Below are 10,064 nucleotides of genomic sequence, written 5' to 3' on the forward strand. Positions count from 1 at the left end.
GCCTGGAGAATTCAGGACATGCCAACTGCCACGCCAACAAGCCACCACAGACATGAGGTGACGAAGACAACAGTCCCGAACTCGATGCCGGGGCAGCCACCCGCTTCGGTGACCACCCTTTCGGAATAGCACCTTCCAGCGCCGCCAACCGCGCCGAGTAACCAACCACTCCGCCACGCCGACTTCCCAACCACCGCACTCGACAACACCGTGATCCGCAAGCCGCCACCAACCGAAACCGTCGACTTCCCCTTCCGAGCACAGCCTCCCCAACACCCCCGAACAAACACAAACTCATATACATGCTGGCCGATGTTCTAGTTCCGACTGTATGTCCACGTCGTCGATGGCCGCCGGGCATCGCTTCAAGACACCCGTGGATGGGCGCACTGCCGACGCAACTGCAATACACCAGGAGCAATGACACGAGTTGCCACACACCTGCCGGCGAACGTAGTCATGCGGCGGCTCGGCGGGCACGGGTCAACCACTATCCGACTACCGTCGACAACTCTCCACGGTTATGGGTGGCAGTGGTCACCTAATCAAGCATTCTCCGGACGCGAGCCACACAGGGGCCGCGAACTCGCAGCGCCGCAGACGCCGCCGAACCAACACAGCCGCGAACCCGCAGCGCCGCAGGCACTGCGAAACCAACACGGCTACGCTCTCGCACATGAGTGATGCGACCTTGTGGGAGTACGCGACCGTGCCGTTGTTGACGCACGCGACCAAGCAGATTCTCGATCAGTGGGGTGCTGACGGCTGGGAGCTGGTCACCGTGCTGCCCGGCCCGACCGGCGAGCAGCACGTTGCCTACCTCAAGCGCCCCAAGTAGTGAAGGGATGACAGTGACTCAGTGGGAGAAGAACCTCGCCGAACTCGGGCTGACCCTGCCCGCCGTCGCGGCCCCGGTCGCGGCGTACATCCCCGCGATTCGGACCGGGTCGCTTGTCTACACCTCTGGACAGGTGCCGTTCGTGGACGGTCGCCTGTTGATGGTCGGCAAGGTCGGTGCCGAAGTCTCGCTCGAGGCGGCCAAGGACGCGGCACGGCAGTGTGCGCTGAACGCGCTGGCCGCGGTGCACGATCTGGTCGGGCTCGACGCGGTGGTGCGGATCGTGAAGGTGGTCGGGTTCGTAGCTTCCGCACCGGGATTCGGCGACCAACCGACTGTCGTCAACGGCGCTTCGGAGTTGCTCGGCCAAGTCTTCGGCGACGCGGGCAGGCACGCGCGTTCCGCTGTGGGCGTGTCCGAACTGCCGTTGAACGTTCCGGTCGAGGTCGAATTGATCGCTGAGGTGCGTTAGACCGGAAGTACCGGCATCCGTTTCTACCCCGAGGTTTGCGATGACGCCGACACACCCCGCTTATGGGCAACTCCGACAGGTCACCGAGACGGCCGCGGTGCTGCTGGCCGACAATCCGGGGCAGATGACCCTGGAGGGGACCAATACCTGGATCCTGCGCGCTCCGGGGCGGTCGGACTGTGTGGTGGTCGACCCGGGGCCTCGGGACAAGTCGCACAGCATGGCAATCGCCGAGGCCACCGGCGGCGACATCGCCCTCACCTTGATCACCCACCATCACCATGACCACACCGGCGGCATCGATCGGCTTGCCGAGCTGACCGGAACGCCGGTGCGGGCCAGGGATCCCGGCTTCCTGCGCGGATCGGACGGTGCGCTGGAGAACGGCGAGGTGATCGAGGCGGCGGGTCTACGGATCACGGTGTTGGACACGCCGGGCCACACCGGCGACTCGGTCAGCTTCGTACTCGACGACGCGGTGTTGACGGGCGACACCATCCTCGGTGCCGGCACGACCGTGCTGGACTCCAGCGATGGCGCGCTGGCCGACTACCTGGCGTCGCTCGACAAGCTGGTCGAGGCGGGCAGGGGCAAGGCACTGTTGCCCGCACACGGCCCGAATCATCCCGACTTGGAGCCGATCGGGCGGTACTACATCGCGCATCGACGGGAGCGGCTCGACCAGGTGCGTGCGGCGCTGCGAGAACTCGGGCCGGACGCTGGCGCGATGGCGGTGGTGCGCAGGGTGTACGCCGACGTGGACAAGCGGTTGTGGTTGGCAGCGCGCAGTTCGGTCCAGGCACAGCTGGAATACCTGCGCGTGCACGGCTAGCCCGAACACGACAGAAACACGCCGGGTTCAGTGCAACGCTGGGCCCGGCGTGTTGCGCGGGGTCGGAGCGAGTGTCAGCGCGCGCGCCGCGCGAGACGCTCGGAGTCGGAAATAAGCACGCTCTTACCCTCGAGGCGCAGCCAGCCGCGGTGCGCGAAGTCGGCGAGCGCCTTGTTCACGGTCTCCCGGGAGGCGCCGACCAACTGGGCGATCTCCTCCTGGGTCAGGTCATGGGTGACCCGCAGGGCGCCCGCTTCCTGGGTACCGAACCGCTGGGCGAGTTGCAGCAGTGCCTTGGCGACTCGGCCGGGTACGTCGGTGAAGATCAGGTCGGCGAGGTTGTTGTTGGTGCGGCGCAGGCGACGGGCGAGCACGCGCAGCAGTTGCTCGGCGATCTCGGGTCGCTGGTCGATCCAGGATTTGAGGGCGTCACGGTCCATGGTGACGGCGCGGACCTCGGTCACTGTGGTCGCGGTGGAGGTCCGCGGGCCCGGATCGAAGATCGACAATTCACCGAACATGTCGGACGGACCCATGATGGTCAGCAGGTTCTCTCGGCCGTCGGGTGAGCGCCGACCGATCTTCACCTTGCCGGACGTGATGATGTACAGCCGGTCGCCGGGCTCGCCCTCATTGAAGATGACGTGGCCGCGCGGGAAATCGACGGGCTGCAGTTGTTTGGCGAGGGCGGCCACCGCAGTGGGCTCGACGCCCTGGAAGATGCCTGCTCTGGCGAGGGCCTCGTCCACGAATGTGCTCCTTATGGGGAATGGCTCTGTACTGGGCCGAAGCGACTCGGCCAACAGCGGAGTCTACGCGGCATGATCACAGCGTAGTGACAGACACCACGTAACGAAAGGATTGCGTGGCGCAGCGCAGAACCGTATCAGTTCCCGATCGACGGCGTCGCGAGTCCCTCCGTGGTCAAGCCGGTGCCGCTGCTGAGACCGTCGCTCGCTGTCGTGTCAGCTCGCTCGGGCCACATCCATCTCCTCGCCGCGCGCGCGGCGTCGGCGCTTTCGGGCTACGGCGGCGGGGAGGCCGAGCTTCGTCAGCTCCTTCACCTCGGCGTTGCTTGCTTTGTCCAGGTACTGCTGAACCTCTTCGTCGGGTTCGAGAAGCTTGCGGAGCCGATTCTCGACCCGCTCCATACCCAGTGCGAACAGCATCAACAGCACTGGGAAGAGCACCACAGCGAGTCCTTGCATGACGAGCAGTAAACACTGTCCAGGTCTCAGATGGAATACGGCAAGTCAACGGGAACGACACCGTTGTCTGCCGGTTCCGTATGGTGGACGCGTGCGAGTCTCTCCCTCCGTTGCCACCGGGAACGGGTCTCCGTCTGCCTCCGAGGCGGGCGATGCGCGGCCGATCGCCGCACCGGCTCAGAAGCGCAAAACCCGGGCGCGACAAGCGGAAACCCAGCTCGGTCTGGTCCGTCGGGCGCGCCGGATGAACCGGGAACTCGCGGTCGCATTTCCGGACGCGCATTGTGAACTCGACTTCACCAGTCCGCTCGAATTGGCGGTCGCGACAATACTTTCCGCGCAGTGCACCGACGAGCGCGTGAATCTGACCACTCCGGCGCTGTTCGCGCGCTACCCCGACGCCCGCTCCTACGCCGAGGCAAACCGCGCGGAGCTGGAGGAATACATCCGACCCACCGGGTTCTATCGCAACAAGACCACGTCGTTGATCGGGCTGGGGCAGGCGCTGCTGGAACAGTACGACAGTGAGTTGCCTCACACCCTGGTCGAACTGGTCCGTTTGCCGGGCATCGGTCGAAAGACCGCCAACGTCATCCTGGGCAATGCCTTCGGGGTGCCCGGCATCACGGTCGACACTCATTTCGGCCGTCTGGTGCGTCGCTGGCAGTGGACCTCCGAGGAAGATCCGGTGAAGGTCGAACACCTCGTCGGTGCGCTGATCGATCGCAAGGAATGGACGATGCTGTCGCACCGCGTGATCTTCCACGGGCGGCGGGTGTGCCATGCCCGCAAGCCCGCGTGCGGCGCCTGCATCCTGGCGAAGGACTGCCCTTCGTTCGGCATCGGGCCAACCGATCCGGCGGCCGCGGCCAAACTGGTGAAAGGGCCGGAGCGGGAGCATCTGCTCGAGCTGGTGGGCCGGTGAGTTCGGAACCATCCAGCGGGAAAGGCGCGGGACCAGCGTGGCGGTGGGGGATTGTCGGTGTGATCGCGGTGGTGGCGCTCGCGGTGGCATTGTGGCCGCGAGGGAGCGATGGCGAGGGGAACCCGGGTCGACAATGGCCGACCGGAGCGGATTCCGGAGTGTCGAGCGCCCTTCGCGCCGAGGCGGGCCTGGCGGCCTGCCCGCGACCCGCAGCAGGCGCCGCCGGGAACGGCCCACTGGCAGGCATCACCCTGGAATGCCTGGCAGACGGTCGGCCGATGGATCTGGCGGCAGCTACGGCGGGCAAGCCCGCGCTGCTGAATCTGTGGGCCTACTGGTGTGCACCGTGCGCTCAGGAGTTGCCTTATTTGCAGCAATACGCACAACGCGCAGCGAACGCGATTACGGTGCTGACCGTGCACAGCGACCCTGATGAGGCCAAAGCACTGTCTCGGCTCAGTGGACTGACGGTGAAACTTCCTGGCGTGCTCGACGGTGACTCGCGGGTGCGTGCGGCCGTCGGCGCCCCCGCGGTGCTGCCGATTTCGGTGCTCGTGCGGTCGGATGGGTCGGTCGCAGAGGTGGTGGTGCGGGCATTCAACGGGGTCGAGGACATCGCGAACACCGTCGCGGGTGAACTCGGAGTGGCCGCATGACACAGTGGGCGGACGGATCGGTTGTGGAGGTGTCGGTGCGGGCGTTCACACGGGTCGGCGGCATAGTGTGTGGGGGAGGTGTGCGATGACCATCCCTGTGCCGCAAGATATCCCGAAGTGGCTGAGCAGGACGGCGGATCCGGCCGTCGATACCGCGGATACTTTGACGACCGCCCGTGCGCTGCGCAGGGTCATGACCGTGACGCCGACGTCCAGGCAGGCCGCCGTGCTCGTGCTGTTCGGCGGAGCCCCCGAGGGTGACCCGAACGCACCCGGTGGACTGCCCACCGACGCGGAGGTGCTGCTCACACAGCGCGCGTCCACCATGCGTCAGCATCGCGGCCAAGTCGCGTTCCCCGGTGGTGCGGTGGACCCTGGCGATGCCGGGCCGATCGACACCGCGCTACGCGAAGCGTGCGAGGAGACGGGGCTGGACGGTGCGGGCGTTCAACCCATCGCCGTGCTTCCGACGCTGTTCGTTCCGGTGTCTCGGTTCGACGTGACGCCGGTGGTCGCGTACTGGCGAACGCCTAGCGAGGTCCGTGTGGTCGATGAGAGCGAGACCGAGCGGGTCGTTCGCGTTCCGGTCGCCCAGTTGCTCGATCCGGCGAACCGCTTCTTGGTCAACACTGCGCTGGGCTACCGGAGCCCGGCCTTCCAGGTGGACGGGATGCTGGTCTGGGGCTTGACCGGCGGCATCCTCGCCGGGATCTTCCGGGCCGGCGGCTGGGAACTGGAATGGGATCACGAGGATGTTCGTGATCTGGAGACCGCACTCGCCGCCGTGGGGATGACGCTATGAGTTCGTCGGCCTGGCTCGACATCGCGGTCGTGCTGCTCGCGCTGCTGGCCGCCTCCTCGGGGTGGCGGCAGGGCGCGGTGGCCTCCGCGCTCGCCTTTCTCGGTGTGGTGCTCGGTGCGGTCGCGGGCATTCTGATCGCGCCACACATCCTGGTTCACGTCGACGAGGGACGCACCAGGGTGTTGACCGGTGTGCTGCTCATCGTGGTGCTGGTGATCGTCGGTGAAGTCGCGGGCATGGTGCTCGGCCGCGCCGCGCGCAGCGGCATGCGCCACCCGGTGACCCGCAGTGTGGACAGCGCGGTCGGCGCCGTGCTGCAGGCGGTGGCTGTGCTGGTCACCGCCTGGCTGTTGGCGTTGCCGTTGGCCACGTCATCGCAGCCGGCGATCGCGACCGCGATCAATGGTTCGCGGGTGCTCGCCGACGTCAACGACGTCGCGCCGAACTGGCTGCGCCGGCTGCCCAACGAGTTCTCCAAGTTGCTCAACACCTCGGGCCTGCCGGACGTGATCGGTCCGTTCGGCCGCGCGCCGATCGCGGCTGTCGAGCCGCCCGATCCGAGTGTGCTCGCCAGCCCGGTTGCGGCGTCGTTGCAGCAGAGTGTGCTGCGCATCCGCGGTGTCGCGCCGAGTTGCCAGCGGGCGCTGGAGGGTTCGGGCTTCGTGATCGCGCCCGAACGGGTGATGACCAACGCCCACGTGGTCGCGGGCACCACCAGCGTCGCGGTGGACACCCCGCGCGGCCCGCTGGACGCCACCGTGGTGCTGTTCGACCCGTCCAAGGACGTTGCGGTGCTCGCGGTGCCTGGACTGACCGCTTCGGTGGTCCCACAGGCGCCCGCACCTGCGCGCTCGGGAGACAGCGCGATCGTGCTCGGTTACCCGGGCGGCGGCCCGTACACCGCGAGTGCGGCGCGTGTCCGCGAGACGCTCGATCTCACCGGACCGACCATCTACCGCAACGGCACTGTGGAGCGTGAGGTCTACACGGTGCGTGGCCAGGTGCGGGCGGGTAATTCCGGAGGGCCGCTGGTGGATACGGATGGTCAAGTGCTCGGCGTGGTCTTCGGCGCCGCGGTCACCGACGACGACACCGGTTATGTCCTCACCCTCGCGGAGGTCCATGCGCAGCTCGACGCGGCTGCCGGGATCTACGATCCGGTCGACACCGGGGCGTGTGTCCTCAGCTGAATCGGCGTCCCGGCCACGCACGTGGCCGGGACACCGATCGCCGGTAGACGGCAGGAGGGTTCAGCCGAGAAGTTTGGACAATTCCGTCGTGACGGCGTCCGGGTTTTCTTGATGGGCGAAGTGGCCAGCCGCGGGAATGCTGACCAGGCGCCGCTCGGGCGAGAGAATATGGCCGCGGCGGACCGTGCCTGCCAGGACATAGGGGTCGAGGTCGCCGCGCATGGCCAGCACTGGAATGTGGATCGGTTCGCGCATGGTTGCCATGAATCGGCGGCCGTCCGGACGCCACTGGCTGCGGAACGCCCAGCGCTGGTACTCCAGCGCGCAATGTGCGGCGCCGGGAATCTGGATGGCCGACCGCATCCGCCGCGCGGTGTCGACGAATTCGGCGGTGCCCGACCAGCCCACGCTCACCCGCTGTCGCAGCAGCCGTTCCACCTCGAAGCCGGCCGCGGTGGTCAGCAGGTGCTCGCCGTAGCGCGGCGGCTGGTAGCGAAGGAAGTTCGGCAGCCAGGCCGCGCGCTGGCGGCGGGTGCGCAAGACGGCGGTCTTCAGCGCCGACGGATGCGGCGAGCCGACCAGCGCAATCGAGCGGACCAACCGTGGATGCAACACCGCGGTGGTCCAGCAGACCAGCCCGCCGTCGGCGTGCCCGACCAACGTGGCATCGGTGTAGCCCAGCGCGCGGATGAGTCCTGCGACGTCACCCGCCAGCGTCCAGCCGTCGTAGCCGCGTGGCGGTTTGTCGCTGTCGCCGTAACCGCGTAGGTCGACGGCGACAGCGCGATAGCCGAGTTCGGCCAGACTGGTCAGCTGGTGACGCCACGACCACCAGAAGTCCGCGAAGCCGTGCAGCAGCACCACCAACGGTGCGTCGGCGCGTTCGGTGGCCGCCTCCACGATGTGGAATCGAATGCCGTTGGCATGGACATCCCGATGGGTCCATGGTCCGTCGTAACGGACGCTGGACGGATCCGGAGGCGAGTTCGACAACACGCCGATCGAGCCTAGTAGTCGCGGTACCCGGAGGCGAAAAGCGCGCCTAGTAAGCCCGCTTCTCCAGTGCGAGATGGCCGTCATCGGCGGCCGCGCCCAGGCTGTGCGGCAGCACTGTGCGCGCCTGCTTGAGCGAGTCGATCGTCTTCTCCGGCGCGCGCAGTTTCTTCACTCGCCGGTAGCCGAGGAACGCGAGCGCCGCGGTCGCCACGATCATCAGCAGGAAGACGATCAGGAACGCGGCCCAGCGCACCAGCCATACGTCGAGTAGTTCACCGATGAAGAAGAAAAAGAAGAAGGTGCTGAACAGCAGGACGGTCAGCGCGAGGATGAAATAGACGCTGCCCTGCAGAGCCTTCTTGATCTCGCCGGTGACTTCCGCTTTGGCCAGTTCGACCTCGGCACGGACCAGGGTCGACATCTGCTCGGTGGCATCGCGGACCAGACTCCCGAAGCTCGCCGAGCCCAGGGGATCCGCGTCCGACAGGGGAATGGAGGTCACTGTACGACCGCGCTGTGCGTCGTTCCCGTTACCGCCGTGGTTGAAACTCACTTGGTCGACCCTTCTCCCTGTCCCTGCACTGCTTCGACTCCATTCGATGTGCGGTGCTCGCGGTGCCCTACGTGGCCACGCAGGTTTCCGCCTGCCCCGCATTATTCTTCTCGTTGTAGCCTTCGCGCGTCCCGCCGCGCTTGGTGGGCACGCCCACGCCGCAACAGTAGCGCCGAACCGGCGAGCGACGCCGCCATTGATGTCACCAACACAGCGGCCTTCGCCAGTTCGACGGAGCCGACTCCGACGTCGGCCAGCGCGAGTTCCGCCATGAGAAGGCTAACCGTGAAGCCGATCGCGCCGAGCACCGACAGGGCGAACATGTCCCGATAGCCCAGAGCCATCGGACGCTTGGCGATGCCCAACCGGATTGCCACCCAGCTGATCCCGAAGATGCCGACGGTTTTGCCGATCAGCATGCCGAGAATCACGGCCAGCGCCAGCCTGTCGGTAAACAGTTCGCCGAACACCGTGGTGTCCAACGGAACTCCCGAGGCGAACAGCGCGAACAGTGGAACGCACAGCCCGGCGGAGATCGGCTGGAGGATGTGCTCGAGGTGGGTGGCGGGCGCGGTCTCCTCGCCCTGGTCCGGTCGTACCCTGGTGAGCAGGCCGAGCGCCACGCCGGCCATGGTCGGATGGATCCCCGCCTCGTGCAGCGCGTACCAGGACACCAGCGCCAGCGGGAGATAGAGGAACGGTGTGCGTATTCGTTGGTGCTGGGCCAGCGCCCACCCGGCTGAGCAGGCCGCCGCAACCAGCAGCCACAGCATCGACAGCGTGGCGGTGAACAACACCGCGATCAGGATGATCGCCATCAAATCGTCGACCACCGCGAGACTGAGCAGGAACACCCGCGCGCTTGCCGGAATCCGTGAGCCGGTCAGCGCGAGCACGGCCAGCGCGAACGCGATGTCGGTGGCGACCGGGATGGCCCAGCCACGCTCCATACCAGGGACACCGAATCCGACCGCCGCCGCGATCAGCGCTGGTGTCACCACGCCGCCGACCGCGGCGATGATCGGCAGGGCAGCCCGCTTGCGATCGGCCAGTTCGCCGACGACGAGTTCGCGTTTGAGTTCCAGACCCGCGACGAAGAAGAAGACCGCGAGCAAGCCGTCCTCGGTCCAGTCGGCCAGGGTCGACTCGAGGTGCAGCGGCCTGATCGACAGGACGGTCTGGGTCATCGTCACGTAGCTCTCGCCATACGGCGAGTTCACCCACAGCAACGCAACGGCAGCCGCTATTAGAAGCAGTGTTCCACCGGCGGTTTCGGTCCGAAGATAGCGGGTCAGTTCCGAACGCACCTGCGTGATCACGGTGAACCTTTCGGCGGGATGATCAGGACGAGCGGACGTCTCCCGCCGGATTGGCTGTCGGGTAAACGGACGCACGCCGACCAGACTTCCCGGCACACCTTACGCAATTCTAACGCGAACGGCCGGTGACGGATCCGGATTCCGGATTCCGCCACCGGCCGTAGACCGCCGCGTGCGCCCGTTGTGGTCAGGTTTTGTTGGTGTGGATGGTGTGGAGGATGGTGGGGTCGAGGAGGGTGGAGGTGTCGCCGGGTTGGCGGCCTTCGGCGATGT

General features: G+C 66.8%; 12 protein-coding genes. 7 read left to right on the plus strand and 5 right to left on the minus strand.

The window, feature by feature from the left end; translation table 11 throughout:
• The first annotated feature begins 676 nt into the window (after positions 1–676).
• From AB0C34_RS26760 to AB0C34_RS26770, 3 genes are read left to right on the plus strand one after another with little or no spacing between them, the layout of a single operon-like run.
• Positions 677–838 (plus strand): DUF4177 domain-containing protein, encoded by a 162-nt coding sequence (locus tag AB0C34_RS26760; protein ID WP_327111756.1) that lies wholly within the window; start codon positions 677–679, stop codon positions 836–838.
• Between the two features lie 7 nt (positions 839–845).
• Positions 846–1,310, plus strand: coding sequence for a RidA family protein (locus AB0C34_RS26765; protein ID WP_357078536.1), 465 nt, complete (start codon positions 846–848; stop codon positions 1,308–1,310).
• 40 nt (positions 1,311–1,350) lie between these two features.
• A complete protein-coding gene (locus tag AB0C34_RS26770) occupies positions 1,351–2,142 on the plus strand; it encodes an MBL fold metallo-hydrolase (RefSeq protein WP_357078539.1) in 792 nt (263 codons plus the stop codon).
• 74 nt (positions 2,143–2,216) lie between these two features.
• On the opposite strand, the gene AB0C34_RS26775 is transcribed toward AB0C34_RS26770, so the two are convergent.
• Entirely contained in the window at positions 2,217–2,891 is a 675-nt protein-coding gene (locus AB0C34_RS26775) for a Crp/Fnr family transcriptional regulator (RefSeq protein ID WP_011206875.1), read from the minus strand.
• 216 nt (positions 2,892–3,107) lie between these two features.
• Positions 3,108–3,350 (minus strand): hypothetical protein, encoded by a 243-nt coding sequence (locus AB0C34_RS26780; RefSeq protein ID WP_357078543.1) that lies wholly within the window; start codon positions 3,348–3,350, stop codon positions 3,108–3,110.
• Between the two features lie 163 nt (positions 3,351–3,513).
• Between AB0C34_RS26780 and nth the strand changes: the two genes are divergently transcribed.
• From nth to AB0C34_RS26800, 4 genes are all read left to right on the plus strand, one after another.
• Complete coding sequence (nth, locus tag AB0C34_RS26785) at positions 3,514–4,275, plus strand: endonuclease III (RefSeq protein ID WP_357078572.1); 762 nt, start codon at positions 3,514–3,516, stop codon at positions 4,273–4,275.
• Positions 4,272–4,931, plus strand: a complete 660-nt coding sequence (locus tag AB0C34_RS26790; protein ID WP_357078546.1) for a TlpA disulfide reductase family protein — start codon at positions 4,272–4,274, stop codon at positions 4,929–4,931. Before nth ends, AB0C34_RS26790 begins: the two co-directional genes overlap by 4 nt.
• 85 nt (positions 4,932–5,016) lie before the next feature.
• Complete coding sequence (locus tag AB0C34_RS26795) at positions 5,017–5,733, plus strand: CoA pyrophosphatase (RefSeq protein ID WP_357078549.1); 717 nt, start codon at positions 5,017–5,019, stop codon at positions 5,731–5,733.
• Positions 5,730–6,923, plus strand: a complete 1,194-nt coding sequence (locus tag AB0C34_RS26800) for a MarP family serine protease (RefSeq protein WP_357078552.1) — start codon at positions 5,730–5,732, stop codon at positions 6,921–6,923. The genes AB0C34_RS26795 and AB0C34_RS26800 overlap by 4 nt, the downstream gene beginning before the upstream one ends.
• Positions 6,924–6,983: 60 nt before the next feature.
• Here AB0C34_RS26800 and AB0C34_RS26805 read toward each other — a convergent pair whose 3' ends face one another.
• The 3 genes from AB0C34_RS26805 to nhaA all read right to left on the minus strand — a co-directional run bounded on the left by AB0C34_RS26805 (position 6,984) and on the right by nhaA (position 9,788).
• On the minus strand, positions 6,984–7,919 hold the full coding sequence (locus AB0C34_RS26805) for an alpha/beta hydrolase (protein ID WP_357078555.1): 936 nt from the start codon (positions 7,917–7,919) through the stop codon (positions 6,984–6,986).
• 46 nt (positions 7,920–7,965) lie between these two features.
• A complete protein-coding gene (locus tag AB0C34_RS26810; protein ID WP_357078558.1) occupies positions 7,966–8,472 on the minus strand; it encodes a phage holin family protein in 507 nt (168 codons plus the stop codon).
• A 101-nt stretch (positions 8,473–8,573) separates the two neighbouring features.
• A complete protein-coding gene (gene nhaA, locus AB0C34_RS26815) occupies positions 8,574–9,788 on the minus strand; it encodes a Na+/H+ antiporter NhaA (protein WP_357078575.1) in 1,215 nt (404 codons plus the stop codon).
• Positions 9,789–10,064 lie beyond the last annotated feature (276 nt).

It is taken from the genome of Nocardia sp. NPDC049220, from assembly GCF_040647855.1.
GTDB lineage: Bacteria > Actinomycetota > Actinomycetes > Mycobacteriales > Mycobacteriaceae > Nocardia.

Bases quoted from the DNA above. Each gene is read 5' to 3' on its own strand.
- AB0C34_RS26760 (WP_327111756.1), top strand. From the start codon at position 677: ATGAGTGATGCGACCTTGTGGGAGTACGCGACCGTGCCGTTGTTGACG.
- AB0C34_RS26795 (WP_357078549.1), top strand. From the start codon at position 5,017: ATGACCATCCCTGTGCCGCAAGATATCCCGAAGTGGCTGAGCAGGACG.
- AB0C34_RS26780 (WP_357078543.1), bottom strand. From the start codon at position 3,350: ATGCAAGGACTCGCTGTGGTGCTCTTCCCAGTGCTGTTGATGCTGTTC.
- AB0C34_RS26800 (WP_357078552.1), top strand. From the start codon at position 5,730: ATGAGTTCGTCGGCCTGGCTCGACATCGCGGTCGTGCTGCTCGCGCTG.
- AB0C34_RS26770 (WP_357078539.1), top strand. From the start codon at position 1,351: ATGACGCCGACACACCCCGCTTATGGGCAACTCCGACAGGTCACCGAG.
- AB0C34_RS26765 (WP_357078536.1), top strand. From the start codon at position 846: ATGACAGTGACTCAGTGGGAGAAGAACCTCGCCGAACTCGGGCTGACC.